Below are 25177 nucleotides of genomic sequence, written 5' to 3' on the forward strand. Positions count from 1 at the left end.
CCTACGGTAGGAATACTAATGGTTATGATAGGTACGTACATTACATAATATACACTACAATAACAGAAAAGTTCAAATTCAGTTCTCGGTCATTTCATATCGAAATACCAGAATACAGAAAATTATTCGTGATTATTAACAGAATGCTTAGTTTTTCTTCTCCTTACAACCGTTTACAACGAATCTATAAACAGTAACCTGTCTGTACTCCTCACCTGGTCTCAAGATGGTGCTTGGAAAGTTTGCATGATTTGGAGAATCGGGGAAGTGCTGTGCTTCAAGACACAAACCTGAGTACGGTCCGTAGTATGTACCGCATTTTCCCTTCACATCGAGGAAGTTTCCCGTGTAGAGTTGAAGACCCGGCTCTGTTGTGTAAACTTCCATCTTTCTTCCGGTCTCGCTATCCTTCAAAACGGCTGCAAGCTTTAGCTTTCCATTTTCACCGTTTAAAACGTAGTTTATATCGAAGCCTTTTGTTGTAGTGCTTTTCAACGGTTCAATGGCATCTCTCAGAACTTTGAATGTCCTGAGATCGAAAGGCGTACCATTAACAGGGGCGATTTCTCCTGTTGGTATAAGGTTCTCGTCAACGGGGGTGTAGTTATCTGCGTTTATCATAAGCTCGTGATCAAGTATTGAACCATCACCGGTAAGGTTAAAATAGGAATGTTGTGTGAGGTTCACAACAGTGGGTTTATCCGTTTTGGCACGATACTCTACCTTCAGTTCGTTTTCGTTTGTGAGAGTGTAAATAACTGTGAGATCCAGATTTCCAGGATAGCCTTCTTCGCCATCGTGGCTCAAATACTTCAGAACAAGGGAAGGTCCAGCGGGCGTTTTCATGGGAACGGCTTTGAAGACCCTGGTGTAGAATCCCTTCACACCACCGTGGAGCGCGTTTGGACGATCTCCATCGTTCAAGGCAAGCTGATAGGTGACTCCGTCGATCTCGAATCTTCCACCGGCTATTCTGTTTGCATATCTTCCCACTATCGCTCCGAAGAAGAAGTTCGAGTTCTTTGCTTCGTACTCCTGGAGTGTGTCAAATCCCAAAACAACATCAGAAAGGGTGCCAGAACTGTCTGGCACCCACAACTCTCTAACTATCGCACCATAAGTGATGATTTTTGCCATCATTCCATTTTTGTTTATGAGTGTGTACTGATATACAGGTATTCCCTCAGAAGTTGTTCCGAAGAACTCCTTTTCAATGTGGCTCATCAGATATTCCATTTCTTTCTCCTCCTGGCAGCGGTTTTTCTTACTCCAATTCTACCTCAATCACACTGCAAGAGAATGGCTTAAATGTGTGTTCAAATTCGGTGTCAACGGTGATGGTTTCGGAGGTAATATCAACGACGTTCGGATTTTCCATGGTGTTTCTCGCGTTCACGTCCGGACCTGTGAGTGTATAAACGGTGGCTTTTTTCTGTCCCAGTCCCTCCACTCTGATCGGAACCTTCAAAGCGTCTTCTTTCCTGTAGTTTACAACAGCGATGAAGAGTTTCTTGCCATCTTCTGAGATGGAAGCGGCGGCATCAAGGAACGGTGCGTTCTCGACAGAGAAAGGCATTTTGTTGATGAACATGACTCCTTCTATGTTGTAAGTCTCCGATTCAACATGGGTCTTGACAAGCTTTTCTCCGGAATGATTCACGATGAGTTCGAAAGCCTTGTAAACGGGTGTGAGAATGAGACCGTCTTTCTCGGTGTGTATAGCTCCAAGGGCGTTTACAAGCTGTGCGAGATTGGCAAGTGGGACTATGTCGCTCATCTTTTGAAGAAGTACAAGCACTCCACATGCAAAGATACCATCTTTGAGATCGTAAGGTTCTTCGAGTTTGTTATCGGATACTCTGTACCATACGTTCCATTCATCAAGGGCGATTTTGACTCCTCTCTTTCTAGCAGTATCCACCATATCGATGAGTTTTTTCACTCCGATGAGTCTTTCTTTGAGGAGGTAAACCGTAGAGACCGTTTCGTAGTAATCGTCGGACCCTGTGTAGAAATGGTAGGATATGAAGTCAATCACATCACCTGCTTCTTGAAGAACCCTGAGATTCCATATAGGGTCGTCACAGCCCACGGCGATCGCTTTAATTGTAGGATCGAAAACCTTCATCCATTTCGTGTATTCTTTGGCGGCTCTTGCGTATTCGTCCGCCGTCAGGTGGCCTACCTGCCATTCCCCGTACATCTCGTTGCCTATTCCCCAGAACTTTACGTTGTAAGGTTCTGGATGACCGTACTTTCTTCTAAGTTGAGCGTAGTAGGTATTACCCTTTCCATTGCAGTATTCGAGCCAGTGGAGAGCTTCGTCGAGTGTTCCAGTTCCCATGTTTATACTGATGTAAGGTTCTGCTCCTATCTCACGACAGTACTCAATGAATTCGTCCGTTCCAAATCTGTTCGTCTCTTCCTGTTGCCAGGCGAGATCGAACCTGACAGGCCTCTGATCTTTTGGACCTATTCCGTCTTCCCAGTGGTAGTTCGACACGAAGTTTCCACCGGGCCATCTCAAGTTCGAAACTTTTATCCTCTTTACAGCCTCCAGAACGTCTTTTCTGAAACCCCTTTCATCAGAGAGCGGAGAACCTTCTTCATAAATTCCGCCGTAGATACACCTTCCCAGATGTTCCGTGAAATGACCGTAGATGTGTCTGCTAATCGGCTTGACAACTTCTTTTGGATCCACCACTATCCTGTAGGACATACTCTTTTCCCTCCTCACTTCACGAAAGTTGGTGTTATAGAAATACCTATGATCGGCCGTTGACAGCTGAAGAGGTAAAGGAACTTTTCCAGAAAAGGTGAACTACCATGACTTATAGAAGTCATGGCTTCCCGCTTCAACCCGTGGTGGCTCGTAGACCCCTTTCGGGTTCCGCCGCCAGAGCACGGTCCACGGGCATGAACTCGGACGGTTCCCGCCCTACTGATAGCATCAAGCCGTACCTGGCAAGATTCTTCGCAGCGTTCACGTCTCTATCGTGGTGCGCTCCACATACAGGACACGTCCATTCTCTGACGCTCAGGTCTTTGACTTCTTTGTTTATGTACCCGCATTCACTGCACATCTGACTCGAGGGATAGTATCTGTTTGTTTTTATCACTTCGATCCCACAGCGCTTTGCCTTGTACTCGAGAAGTTCTAAGAATCTCCTCCACGACTGCATGTGGATGTGCCTGGCAAGTCTGTGGTTCTGAACCATACCTTTGATGTTGAGGTCTCCACCACGATCTTCCAGTTGGCTTCGCTGACAGATCGTGGTGATCTGTGAGCAGTCGCTTTTATGTGACTATCTTCTCGTACAGCTTTGCAAGACGCAAACGTGCTTTCTCCCAGTTCTTTGAACCTCTCTGCTTCCTGGATAATCGTCTGTGAAGTCTTTTGATCTGTCTCTCGTATTTTGAAAGGTCTGGCATGCTGTATTTTCTTCCGTCGCTCAATGTGATCGTGTCCTTGATTCCAAGGTCTATTCCCAAAGCATCTGTTGACTTGTTCTCCACTTCAACGTCTTGGACTTCAAAGACTATCGCAGCGTAATATTTGTTCGTTGGTGTTTTGATGAACGTTGCTTGTTTTATCTTTCCGTCTTTCGGAAGCTTTCTGTGAAGCCGCACTTTTATGCCTTCTTTGAACTTGGGAACGAATATACAGCCGTATTTTGGATTGTCTTCTTTGATATACAGCTGAATGTGCTGTGGAATACGAAAGGTTTGGCGGGAGAATTTCTTTTTCTTGAACTTTGGATAGCCAGCTTGCTTTTTGAAAAAATTCTTGAATGCACGTTCTAAATCTTTCAGCGACTGCTGGAGCGCTTGAGAGTTCACTTCGTTGAGCCATGAATATTTGTTTGTCTTTTTGAGTTTTACCAAAACAGATGCCCATTCGTTGTAGTATGTAGGACGTTCCATTACTCTGTAGATGATGTTGGCGTAGTTCAGAAAGAAGTTGTACACGAATCTGGTGTGACCGAAATGTTTGGCCAGTTTTTCTTCTTGTTCCTTCGTAGGGTAAATACGAAATTTGTAGGTTATGAGCATGCTTATCCTTCCTTTGAGATTACTCCTTGAGATTCAAGAACCTTCTTTTTCACTTCTATATGTGATATATTAACATTTTGGCACAAATTAAATTGCAAATTCATCTCCACCTTATAGAAAATGGTGTCTTCTTTGCACTTTGTTCAATAAAAGAGCCCTTTCATGGGGCTCTTTTTTATTTTAACCCCGTTGTTTTTATTCCTGCCGTTATGTATTCACGAGCCACAAGGAAGAGAATCATTGGTGGTATTATCATGATCGTTGCCATTGCCATTATTAAATCCCATCGAACAATGAAAGTTGTTCTCGAGAAACTGTAAATACCCACACTCAGGGGTTTCAGTTCTTCCGAGTTGATGAAAACCATAGGGACGAAAAATTCGTTCCACCAGTATATGGAAGAAAGGACACCTATGGTTATAAAGATGGGCTTAGAAACGGGCACTATTATTTTCCAAAAAATCTGCCATTCATTACAACCATCAATTTTAGCCGCTTCATCCAGTTCTTTGGGAATCGTTCTATAAAACTGTCTGAAAAGAAACACATTATATGGATAAGCAAAAAAGGCAGGAACTATTATTGGTAAGAAAGAATCAAGCCATCCAAAGTATCTGAAGAGAATGTATTGTGGAACGATCGTAACGTAACTTGGAACCATCATGGTGGCGAGTATCAAAGCGAATATTAACTTTTTCCCTTTAAAATCCATCCGTGCCAGAGGATAAGCGACAAGAGAACTGGAAAGAAGCGTACCCACAGTATTTCCTAACATGAGAATCAACGTATTACGCAAGTAAATAGGAAGTTTGCTGTTTGTAAAGACTTCATAATAATTTTTCAACGTGAAGTTTTTTGGAAACAGCCTTGGGGGATACGAACTGAATTCCACGAGTGGCTTAAAGGAAGAACCAATAATCCAAAGGATTGGGAAAAACATTATAATGGCAACCAGTATCATCAAGACATATTGAAGTCCTACTGTCGCTTTTTTTCTCATATGAGTTCCTCCCCATCAAACTTCATAATAGACCCATTTCTTCGACAGTACGAACATCAACAATGAAACAATTGCGGAAATAATGAACAATATTACTGCTTCTGCACTTGCATAACCCAATCTGAACGTCTTAAAAGCGTTGTAGTAGATATCCAGACTTATTGCTTGGGTAACTTTCCCTGGCCCTCCTCCAGTGAGAGGATAAATAAGTGTGAATGAAGCACTCAGAGAGTTTATCGTAGCGGTGACCAGGTTAAAGAGAAGAATGGGAGATATCGCAGGCAGTGTGATTCTAAAAAATCGAGTGAAAGGTCCTGCACCGTCTATTTCCGCTGCTTCATAGAGCTCCTTAGGAACTTCTTTCAAAGCACTATCAAATATCAACATCATTTGACCAGTATAAAAGGTGTAAATATTCAGAATAGCTACCAGCCATGTTACATAATGTGGATCCATCAGCCAGTTTGGGGTGTTTTTTATTCCCAATAATGTCAATAGGTAATTCATCACTCCTAATTCCTTGTTGAAAATCAACTGAAAAGCGAAAGTCAGAGCAATCATCGGAACAACCGCTGGGACAAAATAAAAGAAGCTGAATATTTTTGCACCCTTTACCCTTTGGTTCAGAAGAAGAGCAGTAAAGAGAGCCCAACCAACAGATACTACAACGGAAAGGAATGTATATAAAAGTGTAAACCTTAGAACTATCCAAAAATCTGAGCCACTTCGGAACATCCTTACATAATTTGCAAACCCTACCCATCTGGGGGGAGTTATTAAATCCCATTTATAAAAACTTAGAAGAATAACTGCTAAGATGGGCCCACCTGTAAAGAGTATAAAGCCGACGATCCATGGGGACACAAAAAGATAAGCCCATGCGTTTTTTCTGTGCATATTGAACCTCCTTAACTACTATAATTTTCTACCCTTCAATGTGGGGGCAAAGCCCCCACCAGTTATTCTGTTGCCACTCTGTCTTCCCCTAAAATATCTTTTGCCTTTTCTATAGCTCTTTCAATAACTTCATCAACGGAAATTTGGCCAAGAATTGCGGCATTGAAATCTTTTACTAAATCAAAAGTCAGTCCAGGAGGTAACAGTGTGTATCCCCATTCTGCAAACTCCGCTGTTTTTTCTATAGCATCCCAATTTCGAGGCCCTTTCGGCCCTTCAACTTTGTAATAACCCTTCTTAAGGATAGAAACACGAGCTGATGGGTTACTATAAGCTGTATTGATCAGCTTCTGCCCCTCTTCACTCATACAGAATTCTATGAATTTCCACGCTGCATCCTTTACTTTACTTTTTGCATTGATGGCAAAGAAGCCCGTATGAAGTGTTGAATAATGCCTCACACCCTTAGGAATAGGAGCTATATCCCAGTTGAAGTCGGTAATATCCTTGTAAACCGATGTCATCCAACTTCCATTGAAAGCCATTGCGGCTTTTCCTGCCATGAAAAGGTCAGCAGATACAACACCAGATGTGGAAACCTGCGGAGGAGCTACCACTTTGTACTTGTTTGTTAAGTCATACCACCATTTCAAAAACTTCCTAGCACCTTCTCCAATAGCGAACCTTCCTTTCTCATCCACTATTTTGTCTCCGAATGTCCCTATTAATGAGTACCACAGTCCCTGGAAACTTATGGCATCGCATCCATATTGCACAACTTTTCCATTCTCAACAACTGTCAACTTTTTTGCAGCTTCCTCAAAATCTTTCCAAGTCCAGTTCTCATTTGGATACGGTATTCCTGCCTTGTCGAACAAATCCTTGTTGTAGTACATAATTTCTGTTGCAAAACACCACGGTAAACCATAAAGATGTCCCTGCAATTCCATCAGTTGCTTAACCGCGGGTATAAAATCGTCCAGGCTCAATTCTTTGCTCTGTTTGATGTAATCGTCAAGAGGAATTATCCAACCTGCCTTTGCAAAGTCTGCCATATCAGCTTCCCAAAGGCAAAGAACATCAGGAGCGTTTCCTGCAAGCGCCATGGTTCTAAGTTTCTGGGAATACTCAGCTTCAGGTATTTGTATGAATTCTACTTTGATGTTAGGATACTTTTCTTCAAAAGCCTTCACATAATTGTATGGATCTGGCGGTAGAGCGTTCCAGTGAGCATAGCGAATGACTATTGTGTCACCTGCTAGAACTGTTAAAACAAACCCCACCAAAAGGATCACAAATAAAAGTAATTTCCTCATAGACTGACACCTCCTCTTAAATGTATTCTGGAAGTATTGATGTTTCACTCTTTTTTCAACCACACCGCCATTGCACCCGGTTCTCTGTTAGCCCACATATGGTAGGGAATGAGAGTGAACTCTACCGTTTTTTCCCTAACCTCAGACAGCTTTCTGTACAGTTTCCCCTCCCATTCAGAGATGTCCAGTGCTCTTCCAGTTCCTTTGAGGAAAACAGCCTCCTTGTCCAGTATCTTTCTTTTTTCTTCCTTCAGGCTTTCTGAGTTCAACACCAGTGTCCAAACATGGAAATCCGGGTTATCTGCTTGTTCTATACAGTAGACGACTGGACCTCTTTTCACTGCAATTTTTCCAAGGTCGTCTCTCACGAACGGGTGTGCCTCGATAAACACCGCTTTCATGGGAAGTGAAAGTTCCACTGTGTGTTTCCCTTTCCAGCTCTGGTTCAGTTTTACATAACCGTTCTGTGGCTTTGCTATCACCGCTTTTCCGTCCACCCTGAGAACAAAGTCATCTGCCCAGGAAGGAATTCTGAGATAGATGGAGAATGGTTCTTCAATATCCGTTTCAACGGTGAAGGTCACTTCTCCACTCCATGGATAGTCCGTTTCCTGTTCTATCTCCACAACCGAACCTTTGAAATCGAGCCTGGCTGTACTTTTCTCGTACAGATGGACCTGAACACCGTCGTCCGAAGTGGTGTACATGTATCCCGGAAAAGACGCTATGAACCTGGCAAGGTTTGGTGGGCAGCACGCGCAATCGAACCATTTCTGTCTTCTTGTTCTCCCGAGGTCTTCAAGTGGATTGAAGTAGAAGTAGTGCTTCCCATCGAGGGATATACCGGAGAGAAGTCCGTTGTACAGTACCTGTTCCATCACATCTGCGAATTTCCCATCGCCCGTTGCAAGAAGCATTCTGAAGTTCCACATGAAATTCGCTATTGAAGCACAGGACTCAGCGTAGGATCTTCTGTTTGGAAGCTCATACTCTTCTCCGAAGGATTCCCAGTCGTGCCTGGAACCCGCCCCTCCTGTGATGTACATCTTCTTCGTCACAAAATTCTCCCAGAGTTTGTTGAGAGCCTGCCAGATCTTTTCATCACCCGTTTCAAGATAAAGATCAGTGGCCCCAGAGCAGAGATACAGAGCTCTCACCGCATGGCCTGTGATCTCCTCCAGTTCCACAAAAGGTTTGTGATCGATGAAATACTCCGGCCCTGGATTTCTTGGAACGCTGGCAAACCCTTTTCCACGTGCGTAAATGAAGTACCTTGCAAGGTCCAGATATTTTCTGTCTCCTGTTTCTCTGTAGAGCTCTACAAGTGCCATTTCCACTTCTGGATGCCCCGGTGCCCCTTCTTTTTTTCCAGGACCGAAGGTGTTGTAGATGTGATCTGCGAATCTTTTTGCCACTTCGAAAAGAGTGTTCTTTCCTGTCACTCTTCTGTGCGCAACGGCCGCCTGAATCAAATGACCTGCGTTGTACAATTCATGATTCCACGCAAGGTTCGTCCATCGCTCTTTTTTTCTCTCTCCAGAAAGATAGGTTCCAAGGTAACCGTCTTCATCCTGAGCAGCTTTCACCTCTTCTATCACGCTGTCGAGGATCTTTTCTAGTTCTGGCAGTTTCCTGTTCGCCAAGGCGAAGGACACTGCCTCAGCCCATTTGTACACGTCTGTGTCGTCAAACGGGAAAAATGTTTTGTAAGATCCTTCCATCTTGCCAGCGGCGATTCTGAAGTTGTCGAGCCTTCCTGTGTTCTCCAGAAGATCGTACTGTGTGGGAAGGGTTACGTTGACGAGAGTTTCAAAATATTTACCCATGAATCCATTTACCCTCACAGAACCAACAGGTATCGTTTTGAGCTTTGCGTAGGGACTTTTGGAAACTTCTACGATTTTGGACATAAACGATATTCCTCCTTTTCATACATTTAGGTACGTACATTATTCTTTACGCAAATTCTACATTGTCCATTTTTGTTAAATCAAGTATATTTCTGGACAAATATTGCATGTTATACCTTAATAGATACAAATATTTCCGTTTAAAAGCTCTTTTCTTATGGTTTCTCATTTTTTCACAAACTATCCTTTCACCGCTCCGAAGGTGAGGCCTCTGATTAGATACCTCTGGGCAACAAGAGCAAAGACCACAACGGGAAGCATTGTGACGATTCCTGCAGCCGAAAGAGGTCCCCAGGCAACCCTCCAGCCAGTGATGTATCTTCCAAGGAAAATGGGTAGCGTTTGAGCACGTGCATCGTTCGTTAAAACAAGGGCCAGAAGGAACTCTCCCCAGCTTTGAATGAGAGAAAGCACTGCAACCGCTGCGAGTCCTGGAGCACTGAGCGGAAGAACCACATAGAAGAACGCTTGAAAGGGAGTAGCTCCATCTACATAGGCCGCTTCATCTATCTCTCTTGGAATCTCTCTGAAAAAGCTGATAAGAAGCCAGACCCCGAGAGGCACAACTATGACAAGATGTGACAGAATGAGAGCCCACCAGGTGTTGATGAGTCTCAGTTTTGTGAATATCACGTACAGGGGAACGGCTGACACAATAGGTGGGAGCATTCTGATGGAGATGATCCACTCCGCCAGGAATGGACCTCCTACCCTGTAGCGGGCTATAGCATAGGCAGCGAGGGCACTGATTACCGTTCCTATAAGTGCTACAGATACACCAACCACGATACTGTTTCTCAAGTACGGAAAGATGTTCTCAATAGAACCGGTTGTTCCACCGAAAACTTCTGTCTCTTTTGCTCCAAAGAAATTAGCAAGCGTGGGCTTTGTTGGAAAGAATCTAGGAGGCATGGTGAACCACTCGTCTGAAGGCTTAAAGGCCGTGATCACGAGCCAGTAAACGGGAAAAAGGAAAAATATCAGACAAATGGCGATCAGGATGTATCTCACAATCGTCAGGATTTTTTTCATCACTCCTCACCCCCAAACCCCAGTTGTTGTCTCATTCTCACAAGCCTGAACACTACATTCACGAGGACTATCGCCACAATCAATAGCAGAACACTCAACGCAGAGGCGTAACCGATGTTCCATCCAAAAGAAATACCTACCTTGTAGATGTAGAAACTGTAGGTGTGGGTCGCAGATCCTGGGCCACCCCAGGTTGTCATGAAGACAATATCGAAGGTCTTCAGACAGTCTATGATTCTTAGAACAAGAGCAACCAGAATCAAAGGTCTTAGAAGAGGAAACTCCACGTGCAAAAAGACTCTTCCCCAATCGTCTCCATCCACTCGGGCTGCGTCGATGAGATCCTGAGGTATCGACTGAAGACCTGCGTATATCATGAGAAAAATGAAAGGAGTCCACTGCCAGACGTCTATGATAATGATCCCCAGTTGTGCATAGAATGGATCTCCAAGCCACGAAATTTTGGGAACACCGAAGAGTGACAAAAACCAGTTCACCGGTCCAAAGGCAAAGTTGTACAACATCTTCCAGGCAACCCCGGAAACTGCCGGTGGAATCATCATGGGAATAAGGAGAGAAGACCTGATTATCTTTTCTCCCTTGACGCCCCTTATCAGAAAAGCGATGAGAACACCGAGGACGAGCTCCACAGGAACTGCGATAGCCAGAAGTTTAGCGGTGAACTTCATGGATTCGATAGCGGTTGAATCTCTGAAAATCTGGAAGTAATTCGAAAGACCAATGAAGTGAGTCTCCGCACTCTTTGAAAGATCGTAATCTCTGAAAGAAGCCCAGATCATGAAACCAAAGGGATAGATCGTCATTGCAAGGAAAAGAGCGAGAACGGGAAGGACCATCAACCAGGGAACAATTCTTTTTCTCATGGCAAAAGGGGGCAGAGCGCCCCCTCTTCACCTCCTTATTTTCCAAGAATCTCTTCCCATTTCTTTGCGAGATCGTTCAGCGTTTCCATGGAGAGCGGGAGTTCTCCAGAGAGGATCTTGGAGAAGGTCTCAACGGTGATGTCTTCGAGTCTTGGTTCCTCTGGAATCCTTGGCCTGTGGGTCTGAGAAACGTACGTTACCTCGAGGGCGGGAACTCTCGGATCAGCGGCCCTCACCTCGGGATCCTGGAGTGTTGAGATTCTGGCAGGAGCGACGGCGAATCTCAGGAACTTGTTCTTGTCAGCCCATTTGCTGGTGGCGAAAATGATGAATTTGAACGCAGCGAGTTTCTTTTCCTCAGGTATAAATTTGTTGATGCCGAGTGCCCATTGACCACTCACGGATCGACCCGGCATGGGAATGATCCCGACTTTATCTTCACCGAGGGTGCTCTTGAAGATCAGATACGGTCCCGTCCATTGAGGTACCATAGCAACGAGTCCCTGGTTGAAGTACTCGATCGTTTCACCGTAATCAGAGCCGAGCGGATCTGGACTGTAAGGCATGAGTTTTTTCATCATTTCGAGCGCTTTCAATCCCTCTTCACTGTTGAAGGCAGGTTTGTGATCCGCTGTGAAGTATTCACCGAATTCAAGATCCGCGGTTCCGTGCCTCATGATACCGAGTGGTGCGTTCCTGTACTCACCGAAAAACAGCAGATACATGTAGAAGAGTGTGTGGGTTCTCGGGAACATGAGGGCGATTCCGTAGTCTGTTGGAGAGCTCTTGTTGTATTTTTTGGTGAAGAATTCCGCTATTTCTACAACTTCTTCCCAGGTGGTCGGGAGGGTGAGTTCTCTACCGTATTTTTCTTTGAACGCTTGTTTTATCTTTGGATCTTCAAAGAGATCTTTTCTGTAATAGAAGAGCATTGTGTTGTTGTAGAACGGAAGCCCGATGAGTTTTCCCTTCCACTTTCCAGATTCTTCCAGAACCTGTGGGATAAAATCGTTCAAATCGTAATCTTCTGGAACAAGTTCTGGATGTTGTTTCATGAACTCTCCAAGGTCAACCAGTCCGAAAGAGACGGCTCCAGTGGTCATCACATCGTAAGTGAAAGCGTCGAACGATCCAGCCTGAGATCTGAGATCCTGCAGCAGCTTCGGATAAAGTACTTCCCACGAAAGAGGTACGATTTCAACCTGAATGTCGGGATTCTGTTTCATGAACTCCTGGGCAAGCCACTTCAGGGCGTCCGCGTTGTCTGGAGAACAGAGAACGGAGATTTTAACCGAGAAGATCAACGAGGTGATGATGAGAAAGATCAACAGTAAAAATCTCTTCATACAAATCCCCCCTGCCTAAAAATAGTGGATAACGGTACGTACCGATGGTAGTATATCATATCTGTCAACAAAGAATTATCTTATAGTCAATTAGTTAACATAAATCTCCGCAGAAACGGACATGATACGTATAATGGTACGTACTTTTATGTTATACTAAAAGGATGAAACCATGAGAAAGGAGGTCGGAGAATGATAGATCTCAAGCAGTACGAGTTCTGGTTTCTCGTTGGAAGTCAGTATCTTTACGGTCTGGAAACCCTGAAAAAGGTGGAGCAACAGGCAAGTAAGATCGTGGATTCACTGAACGATGACCCCATCTTCCCTTCAAAGATCGTTTTAAAGCCGGTTTTGAAGAGTTCTTCTGAAATCACGGAAATCTTTGAGAAGGCAAACGCAGACCCCAAATGCGCAGGGGTTATCGTCTGGATGCACACTTTTTCCCCATCGAAGATGTGGATACGGGGACTCTCCATAAACAAAAAACCCCTGCTTCACCTTCACACGCAGTACAACAGAGAGATTCCATGGGATACGATCGATATGGATTACATGAACCTGAACCAGTCCGCACACGGAGACAGAGAGCATGGGTTCATACATGCAAGGATGAGACTTCCAAGGAAAGTTGTGGTGGGACACTGGGAAGAGAAAGAAGTCAGAGAAAAGATCGCAAAGTGGATGAGAGTGGCCTGTGCGATACAGGATGGAAGAATGGGACAGATAGTCAGGTTCGGTGACAACATGAGAGAAGTCGCCAGCACCGAAGGCGACAAAGTAGAAGCACAGATAAAACTCGGCTGGTCCATAAACACTTGGGGAGTTGGAGAACTTGCAGAGAGAGTGAAAGCCGTTCCAGAGCGCGAAGTAGAGGAACTTCTCAAAGAATACAGAGAAAAATACATCATGCCAGAGGATGAATACAGTCTCAAAGCAATAAGAGAGCAGGCGAAAATAGAAATTGCTCTGAGAGAATTTTTGAAAGAAAAGAACGCTGTTGGTTTCACCACCACGTTCGAGGACCTGCACGATCTTCCACAGCTTCCCGGGCTCGCGGTCCAGAGACTCATGGAGGAAGGATACGGTTTTGGTGCAGAAGGTGACTGGAAAGCAGCGGGATTGGTTAGAGCTATCAAGGTAATGGGAACGAGTCTTCCCGGCGGAACTTCTTTTATGGAAGACTACACTTACCACCTCACTCCCGGAAACGAACTCGTTTTAGGGGCTCACATGCTCGAGGTATGTCCAACGATAGCAAAGGAAAAACCACGAATAGAGGTTCACCCTCTCAGCATCGGCGGGAAAGCAGATCCTGCCCGTCTTGTCTTCGATGGTCAGGAAGGACCAGCCGTTAACGCATCGATCGTTGATATGGGCAACAGGTTCAGACTCGTTGTGAACAAGGTTTTATCCGTTCCCATAGAGAGGAAGATGCCAAAACTCCCGACAGCCAGGGTCCTCTGGAAACCGCTGCCTGATTTCAAGAGGGCAACTACTGCATGGATACTCGCTGGAGGATCACACCACACTGCCTTCTCAACAGCCATTGACGTAGAATACCTCATCGACTGGGCGGAGGCATTGGAAATCGAATACGTCGTCATCGATGAGAATTTGGATCTCGAGGACTTCAAAAAAGAACTGAGATGGAACGAACTCTACTGGGGGCTTTTGAAAAGATGAAAGAGGGGCGAAAGCCCCTCATTTTTTTGGATACGTCACCGACTCTCTCATAATGAGTTTTGGTTTGAAAACATATTTCTCAGGTTTTTCTCCATCGATCATCTTCAAAAGGATCTCGACTGCTTTCTTTCCAACTTCTTCCTTGGGATGTTCAAAGGTGGTCAGAATCTCTCTGAAATCACCTATGGGAGCATCGTCGAAACCTATAACTGAAACGTCCTCTGGTATCTTCAGACCCATTCTCTTTGCTGCAAGGAAAAACTGAAGAGCCGTTGCATCATTGTAGCAGAAAACCGCGGTTGGACGCTGATCCTTCGGTAAAGATAGAAGCTCAAAAGCACTCTGCATAACAATACCGGTGAACTCCGAAACATGAAAAGATTTCTCGTGGACTTTTTCGAAACCGAGTTCTCTTCCTCGTTTCAGAAAAGCCTGGGCTCTCACAACACTGGGAAGGTGTATCGTTTTATACAATACAGCCACATTCCTGTGTCCATACTGATAAAATATTTCCGCTGCTTTTTCTCCTCCGTACCAGTCATCGAGAACAACACTTCCCACACCTTCTATGTCCCAGTTGGTGTGTACCAGGACCACCTTCGTACCTCTTTTTGCTATTTCTTCTATCAAATCTCTGTTGGAGCGTTTGGTGGCACTGTAGACAGGGTCTATTATCAGACCATCCACACCAACTTCCAGCCATTCGTTTATGATCTGTCTCTCCTTGTGGGGGTCCTCAGAAGCATTTCCAAGAAGCATCTTGTACCCGTTTGCGAACAGAACCTCTTCGGCGCCGAGTGCTATATATGGAAATATGTAACTTGTGATCTGCTGGACAAGAATGCCAACGACCTTGTTTTTCTTTTCTATGTTCACAAACGTTCCAAGTCCTGGCTTTCTGATGACCAGGTTTTTAACTACCAGTCTTTCAAGGGCCTTTCTCACCGTTTCCCGACTGGCGTTGAATCTTTCCATTAACTCTTTCTCGGTGGGGAGTTTGTCTCCGTGTTTGTACTTTCCAGATTTTATTTCATCGATCAAAAATTTTTCAATTATTCTGTATTTTGGAAGGATTGCAAATCACCTCTCCTTTACCTGCCAATCTTCTCGACTATTTCTTTCGTATCCCTCGCTATCATGAGCTCCTCGTTTGTGGGAACAACCAGTACTTTCACACGGGAATCGGGAGTGGAGATTATGCCTTCCTTTCCTCTTATTGTTTCTTCGTTCTTCTGTTTGTCAAGCTTCACTCCGAGAAATTCTAGGTAAGAACACACATCTTCCCTTGTGATTGGAGAGTTTTCTCCAACACCGGCTGTGAAAACTATGGCATCGACACCGTTCATCGCTGCAGCGTATGCGCCTATGTATTTCGCTATTCTGTAGTCGTAAATTTCCAGAACGAGCTTGCACCATTCGTCTCCTTTCAAGGCAGCCTCTTCGATATCTCTCATGTCGGAGCTGAAGCCCTTTGAAAGTCCATAGACACCGCTCTTTTTGTTCAGTATATCGTACATCTCCTGGGGAGATATACCTTCTTTTTCCATGATGAAGAAGGGAATTGCCGGATCCAAATCACCGGACCTTGTACCCATAACGAGCCCTTCAAGTGGCGTGAATCCCATGGAAGTATCGACACACTTTCCATATTTCACAGCGGCTACTGAAGCGCCGTTTCCTATGTGACAGGTGATGATCTTGAGTTCTTCTAGTTTCTTCCCGAGAATCTCCGCCGCTCTTTTCGAAACGTACCTGTGGCTTGTACCGTGAAAACCGTAGCGTCTGATTTTATACTTCTCGTAGTATTCGTACGGTATAGCGTAAAGATATGCTTTCTGAGGAATCGTCTGGTGGAAAGCTGTGTCGAAAACAGCCACATTTGGTACTCCAGGAAGAAGCTTCATGGCAGCTTTTATTCCCATGAGATTCGCAGGGTTGTGAAGCGGCGCAAGGGGTGAAACTTCTTCAATCGCTTTGAGCACTTCCTCGTCCACAAGTACCGATTCTTTGAATCTTTCACCACCGTGAACCACTCTGTGGCCGACGGCATCGATCTCTTTTAGATCTTTTATGACTCCAAGTTTTTCATCGACCAATGTGTTCAATATGAGTTTCAACGCTTCCTCGTGATCCGGAAGTTCTCTTTCTATCACATGCTTTTCGTCGCCCACTCTGTGAACGAGCCTGCTGCCTTCAATGCCGATTCTTTCTGCGATACCCTTACAGAGAACTTTCTCACCCTCCATCTCGATGAGCTGGTACTTTATTGAAGAACTTCCCGAGTTTATCACCAGTACTCTCATCCTATTTTCACCTCACGCCTTTCCGCTGGATCCGAATATTCTGATTCTCTCCTTGACGATTTCTTTCACCTGTTCGAAGACAGGTTTGAAAATTTTTCTGGGATCTATCTGAGACTTGTCTTCTGAGAGAACCTTCCTGAGATACGCGACGAAGGTGATTCTCAGATCGGTGTCTGTGTTTATCTTGTTGATACCAAGTTCTATAGCTTTCTTCAGCATGTCTTCCGGAACGCCTTTCGCACCGGAAAGCTCGGCACCGTATTCATTTGCCAGTTTCACAATATCCTGCGGTACCATGGAAGCTCCGTGAAGAACGAGCGGTATCTGGGTGTATTCTTTCACTTTCTTCAGTCGTTCAAAGTCGAGCTGTGCTTCCCCTTTGAACTTGAACGCACCGTGGCTGGTTCCAATGGCTGGAGCCAGGAAATCCACTTCTGTTTCCTTCACAAATACCTTTGCTTCTTCCGGATCGACGAGCACGGACTCTTTTTCCACCACATTGTCCTCTATTCCCTTGAGTTTTCCGAGTTCCGCTTCTACACTTATACCAACCGCGTGAGCTATCTCCACGATCCTCTTCGTCTCTCTGAGGTTTTCCTCGAAGGGAAGATGCGAAGCGTCGATCATCACTGAAGAGTAACCCGCTTTTATGGCAGCCATGATAACTTTAAAGTCTCTTCCGTGGTCCAGGTGGAGTGCGACGGGAACTGAAAGTTTTTCAGCGTAAGTTCTCACCATTTCAACGGCAAGTTTTGCTCCTGTTTCTATATCGCCCTTTCCTATGTACTTTATCGCTCCTTCCGATGTAGCGACGATGACCGGTGCTTTTTCTTCCTCAGCGGCTTCAAGAATTGCCTGGAGAAATTCCATGTTGTTGAAATTGAATGCACCGATAGCGTATCTCTCTTTGCTGGCTTTTTCCAGAATTTCTTTCGTGTTCTTTACATAAGGCATTGTCACACCTCCTTCAATGTAAAGGCCGGGACAAGCCCGGCCTTCAATTATTTCTTGTTTTTGAGAGCTGCCTGAGCCGCTGCAAGTCTGGCAACAGGTACTCTGTACGGCGAACAGGAAACGTAGTCGAGTCCAATTTTGTCGAAGAACAGTATGGATCTCGGATCTCCACCGTGTTCTCCACAGACTCCAACTTTGAGATCGGGCCTTGTGCTTCTTCCTTTCTCTTTACCCATCCTCACCAGTTCTCCAACACCGTCGTAGTCCAGCGTCTTGAATGGATCGTGTTCGAGGATGCCCTTTTCAAGGTACTCAGGCAGGAACTTTCCAACGTCGTCTCGGCTGAATCCAAAGGTCATCTGTGTGAGGTCGTTAGTACCGAAGCTGAAGAATTCTGCTTCTTCCGCTATCTGATGGGCGGTAACAGCGGCCCTTGGAACTTCAATCATGGTTCCGATCTTGTAAGTGAGCTCGACACCAGCTTCTTTTATGAGAGCGTCGGCCGTTTCCTTGATGATCTTCTTCAGGTACCTGAGTTCGTTAACGTGTCCCACAAGAGGAATCATGATTTCAGGTATTACATCTATTCCTTCCTCTTTCTTGAGTTCGATGGCCGCTCCAATTATTGCTTTGGTCTGCATCACAGCGATCTCAGGATAGGTGATGGTGAGCCTACAACCTCTGTGCCCGAGCATTGGGTTGAGTTCTTTGAGATTCTCCACGACGTTCTTGAGTTCCTCAAAGGAGACTCCCATCTGCTCGGCAACTTCCTTGATCTGTTCATCTTCTTGCGGCAGGAATTCATGGAGAGGAGGATCTATGAGCCTTATGGTGACTGGAAGTCCTTTCATCACTCTGAACAATCCCTTGAAGTCCTCTTTCTGAAGTGGCAGAAGTTCGTCCAGAGCCTTTTCTCTTTCTTCTTTTGTCTTTGCGAGGATCATCCTTCTAACCTTGGGTATTCTGTCCTTTTCGAAGAACATGTGTTCTGTTCTACAGAGCCCGATTCCTTCAGCACCGAATTTTCTCGCGACTTCCGCGTCTCTCGGTATGTCTGCGTTGGTTCTCACACCGAGTCTTCTGATCTCATCGGCCCACTGCAGAAGCTCCGCGACAGGTCCTTCAAGGCCCTGTGGTTTTATTGTTGTTACTTTTCCAAGGAGGACCTCACCGGTAGTCCCATCGATGGAGATCCATTCTCCTTCTTTTACAACGACGTCTCCCACTTTGAAGTAACCTTCCTCAGGATGGACTTCTATGGATTCTGCTCCGACGACTGCTGGCTTACCCATTCCTCTTGCGACAACGGCAGCGTGAGAGGTCATTCCCCCTCTGGAGGTCAAAATTCCCTGCGCAGCGGCCATTCCTCCAACGTCTTCGGGGCTGGTTTCAGGTCTCACAAGAATGACCTGTTCACCTGCTTTGCCGAGCTCCTCAGCTTTCTTCGCGTTGAAGACGACCTTACCCGTTGCGGCACCTGGAGATGCAGGAAGCCCTTTCGCGATGACTTTTGCCTGGGCCTTTTCTTTTGGATCGAACACAGGATGAAGCACCTGTTCGACGTCTTCAGGTCTCACTCTGAGAATAGCTTCCTCTTTGGTGATGAGTCCTTCGTGGACCATGTCAACGGCGATCCTGATAGCTGCCTGAGAGGTTCTCTTTCCATTTCTTGTCTGCAAGATGTAGAGCTTTCCTCTCTCAACGGTGAACTCGATGTCCTGCATATCTCTGTAGTGTTTTTCCAGTTTGTCCATTATTTCAAGGAGCTGATTGTAGACCTCTGGCATTCTGTTTTTCAACTCTTCAAGTTTGAGAGGAGTTCTGATACCCGCAACAACGTCCTCACCCTGAGCATTGGGCAGGAACTCTCCGTAAGGTTTCTTCTCTCCAGTGTTCGGGTCTCTTGTGAAGGCGACACCCGTTCCGGAGTCTTCTCCCATGTTTCCAAACACCATCGCGACGATGTTCACGGCCGTACCGAGGAGATCTCCTTCCTTGATTCCGTGAATCTGCCTGTACTTGATAGCTCTCTCGTTCATCCAGCTACCGAACACCGCATCGATGGCAAGCCAGAGTTGTTTCCAGGGATCCTGTGGAAATTCTTTTCCTGCTTCCTTGTAGATCTGTTTGTATCTCTCAACGAGTTTTTTGAGGTCTTCTGCGTCCAGTTCAGTGTCGAGTTTCACACCTTTCTCCTTCTTGAGTTCTTCGAGTGCCTTTTCGAATCTTTCGTGTGGTATCTTCAGAACCACATCACCGAACATCTGAAGGAATCTTCTGTAAGCATCGTAGGCGAATCTTTCGTTGTTCGTCTGCTTTGCAAGCCCCTTCACTGTCTCATCGTTGAGACCAAGATTGAGAACGGTGTCCATCATTCCAGGCATTGAAATGGCTGCACCAGATCTGACGGAAACAAGGAGTGGATTGTTGGGGTCACCGAACTTTTTTCCAGTAACCTCCTCGAGTCTCCTCATTGCCTCTTCAACCTGTTCTTTCAGTTCTTCTGGATAAGTTCTTCCGTGGTCGTAGTAGTACTTACAGACCTCTGCGGAAATGGTGAATCCGGGAGGAACAGGAATTCCAAGGTTGGTCATCTCTGCGAGGTTGGCACCTTTTCCACCGAGGATATCTTTCATGTCCGCTCGGCCTTCTGCCTTACCGTTTGCGAAGAAGTACACGTATTTCTTTGCCATCTTCTGACTCCCTCCTTTTCCTTTCGTATCCAAGAATTTATTATAAAATCAAAACCGCACGATTAACTTCGGTATCATTTCACGTTAACATAGAAAACCATCTTCCCATCTTTGTAGAAGCCCCTCGCAAAGATGTAAGCCTCCTCACCCTCTCCCACAAGCGATTCCATGACAGCTTTCATATCGAGAAAGAGGAAGAAAACGTCGTTCTTTGCAGGCGTGATATCGAGATCTCTGGGAGAAAATTGCTCGCTTTTCAGAACGACTGTGTCTCCCTCTGTGCAAATCGATAATCCATTTTCCAGAACAAAACACCTGCCTTCCTTCCTGTACTGAACTCCCGCGGCTTTTAAAGCGTTTTCCACTGCATCAGGGGTTTTCAGCCTGGCTTTTGCAACAACTTCGAGATTGGTGGGAGTGGATCCGGCTATCAGGTCCATAACCGCTGAAGATACATTCGCACTCAAGAACATTGGAGGTTCGAGTTCTTCAAAGAGATTTTTGACAACTTTCTCAATGTCCGATTCGGGGAGTTGAACAGGTAGATTCTCGCTTTCTATAGAAAATCCAGCACTGGAGAGAACATCCAACAGTCCATCGTAATTCTCCGTGTTGAAAATCACCGTCAATTCTCCGAACGTGTAGTAATCAGATGGGACTTTCCTTGGCTGTCCTACTTTTTCGAGGAAGTTTCTGGAAGTATCATCCGCTGGAGCGATTTCCACCTTTATCGAGAGATGATCACTCGCGGATTCTTTTGTGCTCACAACGGTGAAGGAATACTTCTCACCTTGCAGCAAACCGTAGCCAAAGAAATCTGCGGTCTTCAGAGTGTCGGGAATCTTCCCTCCACCTTTCAAAGAAGCGTTCACTGCTTTAGCTGTTCCTAAGAAGAGATACCCATCTTTTTCAACAACGACCACATCTTCCATTCCCAGCAGATCAACCACAAGAGACTTTATGCTGTCTTTCAGTTTCTTTGCCTTTTCAGATGGTCCCAGAACGAAGCAAGTGTCTTCGCTGTTGAGCTGTACAAAGAGAAATTCGTGAGAGAGGAGATCGTAGAAGTCGGAAGGCTCTATATCCCTGCTGAGAAGCTGGGACTCCAGAACACCCTGTATCATCATCTCAAGACCGAGGCTCTCTGTCAGGAAACGGCCGGTGGGAAGACTTTTGATCTCGGAGTAGAACTCTGATAAATCCTTCACATATCGAATCACCTTGAAATTCTCCGGTACATAGTTTAATATTTGTGAAAAAGAGAGGGCCGTGAGAATCAGCAGGATAAAGATTATCCCTTTCTTCATGTTCAGAACCTCCTTCTTTTTTCTTCACCAAAACTTATGATAACACAGGAAAGGAGGTAGCACGTTGAGAAAATCTCTCGAGATAGGAAAATGTGTTGTTCTGGAAGTGCTGACACCAAGAGGCACAAATCTGGGTAGGTTCATGGAGTTCACCGAAGAAGCCTGGAAGACAGGTATCGACGCGTTCACGGTGACCGACATGCCGATGGGAAGAGTGAGAATGGCTCCCTGGGCTGCTTCCCACCTTCTTGTGGAAAGCGGAAAAGATGTTCTCATGCATTTCACGAGGAACACAAGGAATATGATAAGAATACAATCTGACCTTCTGGGCTGTCATGCCCTCGGAGTGAAGAATCTGCTTCTTCTGTCTGGGGACAATCCTTCCCACGGTGATTACCCTGACACGACCTCCGTTAACGATATAGACATTTTGGACCTCATAAGACTCACAAAACTTATGAACGAAGGAACGGATCTTGCCGGAAACAAGATCTATGGAAAAACCGATTTCTTCGTTGGTGGTGCGCTGAACCCTTTCAGTGATAAGGATATAAAAAGAGCTAAACAGAAGATTGAAGCCGGTGTGGATTTCCTTGTCACCCAGCCACTTTTCAACAGCGAGGTGGCGAAAAAGATCAAGGAAGAACTGAACACGAAAATTCTCGCTTCTATAGTCTTCTTTGAAAACGCAAAACAGATGAGTTACTTCTCGAGTGTTCCTGGAATAGAAATACCCGATGAGATAGTGAATTCCACGGAGAAGGGTGACGATTACCTGAAAGAAAAAAGTTTTGAAAGTGTACTCAGATTCGTTGAAGAAACAAAAGGTGTACTGGATGGTTTCTACATAGTGGCTATAGTGAAAGATCTCGAAAAAATCAGGAAGGTGGTAGAAATTGCCAAAAGTTGAAATAGCCCCCAGCGAGATAAAGATTCCAGACAACGTTTTGAAGGCAAAGCTCGGTTTTGGAGGAGCAGAGGAGATACCTGAAGAATTCAGGAAAACGGTGAACAGGGCTTACGAAGAGCTTCTCGATGCGGCAAAACCTGTGGTTCTGTGGCGAGATTTCGAGGTGGACGGTTCTCTCTCTTTCGACGACATGAGACTCACGGGTGAACTTGCAACGAAACACCTTTCTGGGAGTAAGATCATCACAGTTTTTCTTGCGACCCTCGGAAAAAAGGTGGACGAAAAGATAGAGGAATACTTTAGAAAAGGAGAGGATCTTCTCGCGTTTTTCATCGATGGAATCGCTTCAGAGATGGTGGAGTACGCTTTGAGAAAGGTAGATGCGGAGCTCAGAATGAAAAGATCCAACCTGGAGGGAAGTTTTAGAATTTCACCCGGATATGGAGACCTTCCACTTTCCTTGAACAAGAAAATCGCCGAAATTTTCAAGGAAGAAGTGGACGTCAATGTGATCGAAGACTCCTACGTGCTCGTTCCCAGAAAAACCATCACAGCGTTCGTGGGCTGGAGGGAGAAGAATGAGAAACAGACGTGAGGTTTCAAAATTGCTTTCAGAAAGGGTGTTGCTCCTAGATGGTGCTTACGGAACAGAATTCATGAAGTACGGATACGATGACCTTCCCGAAGAGCTGAATATAAAAGCACCCGATGTGGTGCTGAAAGTTCATAGAAGTTACATAGAGAGTGGATCGGATGTCATTCTGACGAACACGTTCGGTGCCACAAGGATGAAACTGAGAAAACACGGGCTGGAGGACAAACTGGACCCTATTGTGAGAAACGCTGTGAGAATCGCAAGAAGAGCAGCTGGAGAAAAGCTTGTTTTTGGAGATATCGGACCGACGGGAGAACTTCCCTATCCACTCGGAAGCACTTTGTTCGAGGAATTCTACGAGAACTTCAGAGAAACCGTGGAGATAATGGTCGAAGAAGGTGTGGACGGAATCATCTTTGAGACGTTCTCGGACATTCTCGAGCTGAAAGCCGCTGTGCTTGCGGCAAGGGAAGTATCCCGGGATGTTTTCCTGATTGCCCACATGACATTCGATGAGAAGGGAAGAAGTCTTACAGGGACAGATCCCGCAAACTTTGCCATCACGTTCGATGAACTGGATATCGATGCCCTCGGTATAAACTGTTCACTCGGGCCCGAAGAGATCCTTCCCATTTTTCAGGAACTGTCCCAGTACACAGACAAGTTTCTCGTAGTGGAACCTAACGCGGGAAAGCCCATCGTGGAGAACGGGAAAACTGTGTATCCTTTAAAACCACACGATTTTGCCGTTCACATAGACTCCTATTACGAACTCGGCGTGAACATATTCGGAGGCTGCTGCGGAACCACCCCTGAACACGTGAAGCTCTTCAGAAAAGTTCTCGGAAACAGAAAGCCTCTTCAAAGAAAGAAAAAGAGAATATTCGCTGTCTCTTCTCCTTCAAAACTCGTGACGTTCGATCATTTCGTCGTCATAGGAGAGAGGATAAACCCGGCAGGTAGAAAGAAGCTATGGGCGGAGATGCAGAAAGGAAACGAAGAAATTGTGATCAAGGAAGCGAAAACACAGGTGGAAAAAGGCGCGGAAGTGCTTGATGTGAACTTCGGGATAGAATCTCAGATAGACGTACGATACGTGGAAAAGATCGTTCAAACACTTCCGTATGTTTCGAACGTTCCTCTTTCCTTGGACATCCAGAACGTCGACCTCACAGAGAGAGCGCTCAGAGCCTATCCGGGAAGATCTCTTTTCAACTCGGCCAAGGTGGATGAAGAAGAACTCGAAATGAAAATAAACCTGTTGAAGAAATACGGAGGTACACTCATCGTACTATTGATGGGAAAAGACGTTCCAAAAAGCTTCGAAGAGAGAAAAGAGTACTTCGAAAAGGCTTTGAAAATCCTGGAGAGACACGATTTCTCAGACAGGGTGATCTTCGATCCAGGAGTTCTGCCCCTCGGTGCAGAAGGAAAACCGGTAGAAGTATTGAAGACCATAGAATTCATTTCAAGCAGGGGTTTCAACACGACTGTTGGTCTTTCCAACCTGTCTTTCGGACTTCCTGACAGAAGTTATTACAACACCGCTTTTCTCGTTCTTGGAATATCTAAAGGCCTGAGCTCTGCCATCATGAATCCCCTCGACGAAACACTAATGAAGACCTTGAACGCTACACTTGTGATACTTGAAAAGAAGGAACTTCCCAGGGCTGAAGTGAAGGAAGAAAAACTGGTTGAAATCATACTCTCCGGGAACCGGTCGGAACTCGAGAAGCTTGTGGAGGATTTTCTGAAGGAAAAAGATCCTCTTTCCGTCATAGAAGAACACCTGAGGCCAGCGATGGAACGTATTGGAGAACTCTACGATAAGGGAAAGATCTTTCTGCCGCAACTCATCCTCGCCGCTCAAACGGTGAAACCCGTGTTCGACAAACTGACATCGATGCTTCCATCAGACAGTCAGGGTGAAACGTTCGTCATTGCAACAGTCAAGGGTGATGTGCACGACATAGGAAAGAACATAGTGGCATCTGTCATCAGAAGCAGCGGGTACCGCGTGGTGGACCTTGGAAAAGACGTGGACACATCGGAAATAGTGGAAGCCGTGGAAAAAGAAAGACCCGTTGCACTCGGTCTGTCTGCAATGATGACAACCACCGTCGGCAGAATAAAGGAAGTTGTGGAAAAGCTCAAAGAAAAGAACCTGAAAATCCCTGTCATAGTGGGTGGTGCTTCCCTGAACGAAAAACTAGCAAAAGAGCTTGGAGCGGACTATTACGCAAAGAATGCTTCCGAAGCGGTAAAAATATTGAAATCTCTTGGGAGATGAGAGT

Annotated in this window: 20 protein-coding genes; 4 read left to right on the forward strand and 16 right to left on the reverse strand. The window is 45.5% G+C overall.

Annotated features, from left to right (window positions below):
* Nucleotides 1–147: 147 nt before the first annotated feature.
* From T2812B_RS03430 to T2812B_RS03475, 11 genes are all read right to left on the reverse strand, one after another.
* Entirely contained in the window at nucleotides 148–1236 is a 1089-nt protein-coding gene (locus tag T2812B_RS03430; protein WP_008193754.1) for an aldose epimerase family protein, read from the reverse strand.
* 28 nt (nucleotides 1237–1264) lie between these two features.
* Nucleotides 1265–2719 carry an alpha-N-arabinofuranosidase gene (locus tag T2812B_RS03435; RefSeq protein WP_008193756.1) on the reverse strand — a complete coding sequence of 485 codons (1455 nt, stop codon included), beginning with the start codon at nucleotides 2717–2719 and terminating at the stop codon, nucleotides 1265–1267.
* Between the two features lie 136 nt (nucleotides 2720–2855).
* The gene (locus tag T2812B_RS09875; RefSeq protein WP_369792335.1) at nucleotides 2856–3281 is read right to left on the reverse strand and encodes an RNA-guided endonuclease TnpB family protein; all 426 of its coding nucleotides are present in this window, start codon (nucleotides 3279–3281) and stop codon (nucleotides 2856–2858) included.
* Nucleotides 3282–3297: 16 nt separating this feature from the next.
* Entirely contained in the window at nucleotides 3298–4053 is a 756-nt protein-coding gene (locus T2812B_RS09880; protein ID WP_255347108.1) for a transposase, read from the reverse strand.
* A 175-nt stretch (nucleotides 4054–4228) separates the two neighbouring features.
* A complete protein-coding gene (locus tag T2812B_RS03445) occupies nucleotides 4229–5053 on the reverse strand; it encodes a carbohydrate ABC transporter permease (RefSeq protein WP_008193760.1) in 825 nt (274 codons plus the stop codon).
* Between the two features lie 15 nt (nucleotides 5054–5068).
* Complete coding sequence (locus T2812B_RS03450) at nucleotides 5069–5950, reverse strand: carbohydrate ABC transporter permease (RefSeq protein ID WP_008193762.1); 882 nt, start codon at nucleotides 5948–5950, stop codon at nucleotides 5069–5071.
* Between the two features lie 62 nt (nucleotides 5951–6012).
* Nucleotides 6013–7266, reverse strand: a complete 1254-nt coding sequence (locus tag T2812B_RS03455; RefSeq protein WP_008193763.1) for a sugar ABC transporter substrate-binding protein — start codon at nucleotides 7264–7266, stop codon at nucleotides 6013–6015.
* A gap of 44 nt (nucleotides 7267–7310) precedes the next feature.
* Nucleotides 7311–9176 carry a glycoside hydrolase family 127 protein gene (locus T2812B_RS03460; protein ID WP_008193766.1) on the reverse strand — a complete coding sequence of 622 codons (1866 nt, stop codon included), beginning with the start codon at nucleotides 9174–9176 and terminating at the stop codon, nucleotides 7311–7313.
* A gap of 180 nt (nucleotides 9177–9356) precedes the next feature.
* The gene (locus T2812B_RS03465) at nucleotides 9357–10208 is read right to left on the reverse strand and encodes a carbohydrate ABC transporter permease (RefSeq protein WP_004082987.1); all 852 of its coding nucleotides are present in this window, start codon (nucleotides 10206–10208) and stop codon (nucleotides 9357–9359) included.
* On the reverse strand, nucleotides 10208–11065 hold the full coding sequence (locus T2812B_RS03470) for a carbohydrate ABC transporter permease (protein WP_231556610.1): 858 nt from the start codon (nucleotides 11063–11065) through the stop codon (nucleotides 10208–10210). Before T2812B_RS03470 ends, T2812B_RS03465 begins: the two co-directional genes overlap by 1 nt.
* A gap of 62 nt (nucleotides 11066–11127) precedes the next feature.
* On the reverse strand, nucleotides 11128–12438 hold the full coding sequence (locus T2812B_RS03475) for a sugar ABC transporter substrate-binding protein (RefSeq protein WP_004082983.1): 1311 nt from the start codon (nucleotides 12436–12438) through the stop codon (nucleotides 11128–11130).
* A gap of 192 nt (nucleotides 12439–12630) precedes the next feature.
* Between T2812B_RS03475 and araA the strand changes: the two genes are divergently transcribed.
* Entirely contained in the window at nucleotides 12631–14121 is a 1491-nt protein-coding gene (araA, locus tag T2812B_RS03480) for an L-arabinose isomerase (protein WP_004082981.1), read from the forward strand.
* Nucleotides 14122–14139: 18 nt separating this feature from the next.
* Here the strand turns inward: araA and T2812B_RS03485 are convergent, their stop codons facing one another.
* The 5 genes from T2812B_RS03485 to T2812B_RS03505 form a co-directional block, all read right to left on the reverse strand.
* Entirely contained in the window at nucleotides 14140–15195 is a 1056-nt protein-coding gene (locus T2812B_RS03485) for a GntR family transcriptional regulator (protein ID WP_081501930.1), read from the reverse strand.
* A gap of 17 nt (nucleotides 15196–15212) precedes the next feature.
* Nucleotides 15213–16424: an acetate kinase gene (gene ackA, locus T2812B_RS03490; RefSeq protein WP_004082978.1), complete on the reverse strand. Its 1212-nt coding sequence runs from the start codon at nucleotides 16422–16424 to the stop codon at nucleotides 15213–15215.
* A gap of 12 nt (nucleotides 16425–16436) precedes the next feature.
* A complete protein-coding gene (gene fba / locus T2812B_RS03495; protein ID WP_004082977.1) occupies nucleotides 16437–17378 on the reverse strand; it encodes a class II fructose-1,6-bisphosphate aldolase in 942 nt (313 codons plus the stop codon).
* Between the two features lie 47 nt (nucleotides 17379–17425).
* Nucleotides 17426–20071 (reverse strand): pyruvate, phosphate dikinase, encoded by a 2646-nt coding sequence (gene ppdK / locus T2812B_RS03500; protein WP_008193776.1) that lies wholly within the window; start codon nucleotides 20069–20071, stop codon nucleotides 17426–17428.
* Between the two features lie 74 nt (nucleotides 20072–20145).
* Nucleotides 20146–21378 carry a hypothetical protein gene (locus T2812B_RS03505; RefSeq protein WP_004082975.1) on the reverse strand — a complete coding sequence of 411 codons (1233 nt, stop codon included), beginning with the start codon at nucleotides 21376–21378 and terminating at the stop codon, nucleotides 20146–20148.
* Between the two features lie 64 nt (nucleotides 21379–21442).
* On the opposite strand from T2812B_RS03505, the gene T2812B_RS03510 reads away from it, so the two are divergent.
* From T2812B_RS03510 to T2812B_RS03520, 3 genes are read left to right on the forward strand one after another with little or no spacing between them, the layout of a single operon-like run.
* The gene (locus T2812B_RS03510; RefSeq protein ID WP_008193779.1) at nucleotides 21443–22288 is read left to right on the forward strand and encodes a methylenetetrahydrofolate reductase; all 846 of its coding nucleotides are present in this window, start codon (nucleotides 21443–21445) and stop codon (nucleotides 22286–22288) included.
* Entirely contained in the window at nucleotides 22275–22883 is a 609-nt protein-coding gene (locus T2812B_RS03515; protein WP_004082973.1) for a hypothetical protein, read from the forward strand. The genes T2812B_RS03510 and T2812B_RS03515 overlap by 14 nt, the downstream gene beginning before the upstream one ends.
* Nucleotides 22867–25173, forward strand: coding sequence for a homocysteine S-methyltransferase family protein (locus T2812B_RS03520; RefSeq protein WP_008193781.1), 2307 nt, complete (start codon nucleotides 22867–22869; stop codon nucleotides 25171–25173). The genes T2812B_RS03515 and T2812B_RS03520 overlap by 17 nt, the downstream gene beginning before the upstream one ends.
* Nucleotides 25174–25177: the final 4 nt, after the last annotated feature.

The organism is Thermotoga sp. 2812B (assembly GCF_000789335.1).
GTDB lineage: Bacteria > Thermotogota > Thermotogae > Thermotogales > Thermotogaceae > Thermotoga > Thermotoga maritima.

What these genes read in the sequence shown, in the direction of transcription:
- T2812B_RS03505 (WP_004082975.1), bottom strand. Translation starts at nt 21,378, where the DNA reads ATGAAGAAAGGGATAATCTTTATCCTGCTGATTCTCACGGCCCTCTCT.
- ackA (WP_004082978.1), bottom strand. Translation starts at nt 16,424, where the DNA reads ATGAGAGTACTGGTGATAAACTCGGGAAGTTCTTCAATAAAGTACCAG.
- T2812B_RS09880 (WP_255347108.1), bottom strand. Translation starts at nt 4,053, where the DNA reads ATGCTCATAACCTACAAATTTCGTATTTACCCTACGAAGGAACAAGAA.
- T2812B_RS03460 (WP_008193766.1), bottom strand. Translation starts at nt 9,176, where the DNA reads ATGTCCAAAATCGTAGAAGTTTCCAAAAGTCCCTACGCAAAGCTCAAA.
- T2812B_RS03470 (WP_231556610.1), bottom strand. Translation starts at nt 11,065, where the DNA reads ATGGTCCTTCCCGTTCTCGCTCTTTTCCTTGCAATGACGATCTATCCC.
- T2812B_RS03455 (WP_008193763.1), bottom strand. Translation starts at nt 7,266, where the DNA reads ATGAGGAAATTACTTTTATTTGTGATCCTTTTGGTGGGGTTTGTTTTA.
- T2812B_RS03475 (WP_004082983.1), bottom strand. Translation starts at nt 12,438, where the DNA reads ATGAAGAGATTTTTACTGTTGATCTTTCTCATCATCACCTCGTTGATC.
- T2812B_RS03445 (WP_008193760.1), bottom strand. Translation starts at nt 5,053, where the DNA reads ATGAGAAAAAAAGCGACAGTAGGACTTCAATATGTCTTGATGATACTG.
- ppdK (WP_008193776.1), bottom strand. Translation starts at nt 20,071, where the DNA reads ATGGCAAAGAAATACGTGTACTTCTTCGCAAACGGTAAGGCAGAAGGC.
- T2812B_RS03450 (WP_008193762.1), bottom strand. Translation starts at nt 5,950, where the DNA reads ATGCACAGAAAAAACGCATGGGCTTATCTTTTTGTGTCCCCATGGATC.
- T2812B_RS03430 (WP_008193754.1), bottom strand. Translation starts at nt 1,236, where the DNA reads ATGGAATATCTGATGAGCCACATTGAAAAGGAGTTCTTCGGAACAACT.
- fba (WP_004082977.1), bottom strand. Translation starts at nt 17,378, where the DNA reads ATGCCTTATGTAAAGAACACGAAAGAAATTCTGGAAAAAGCCAGCAAA.
- T2812B_RS03435 (WP_008193756.1), bottom strand. Translation starts at nt 2,719, where the DNA reads ATGTCCTACAGGATAGTGGTGGATCCAAAAGAAGTTGTCAAGCCGATT.
- T2812B_RS03520 (WP_008193781.1), top strand. Translation starts at nt 22,867, where the DNA reads ATGAGAAACAGACGTGAGGTTTCAAAATTGCTTTCAGAAAGGGTGTTG.
- T2812B_RS03465 (WP_004082987.1), bottom strand. Translation starts at nt 10,208, where the DNA reads ATGAAAAAAATCCTGACGATTGTGAGATACATCCTGATCGCCATTTGT.
- araA (WP_004082981.1), top strand. Translation starts at nt 12,631, where the DNA reads ATGATAGATCTCAAGCAGTACGAGTTCTGGTTTCTCGTTGGAAGTCAG.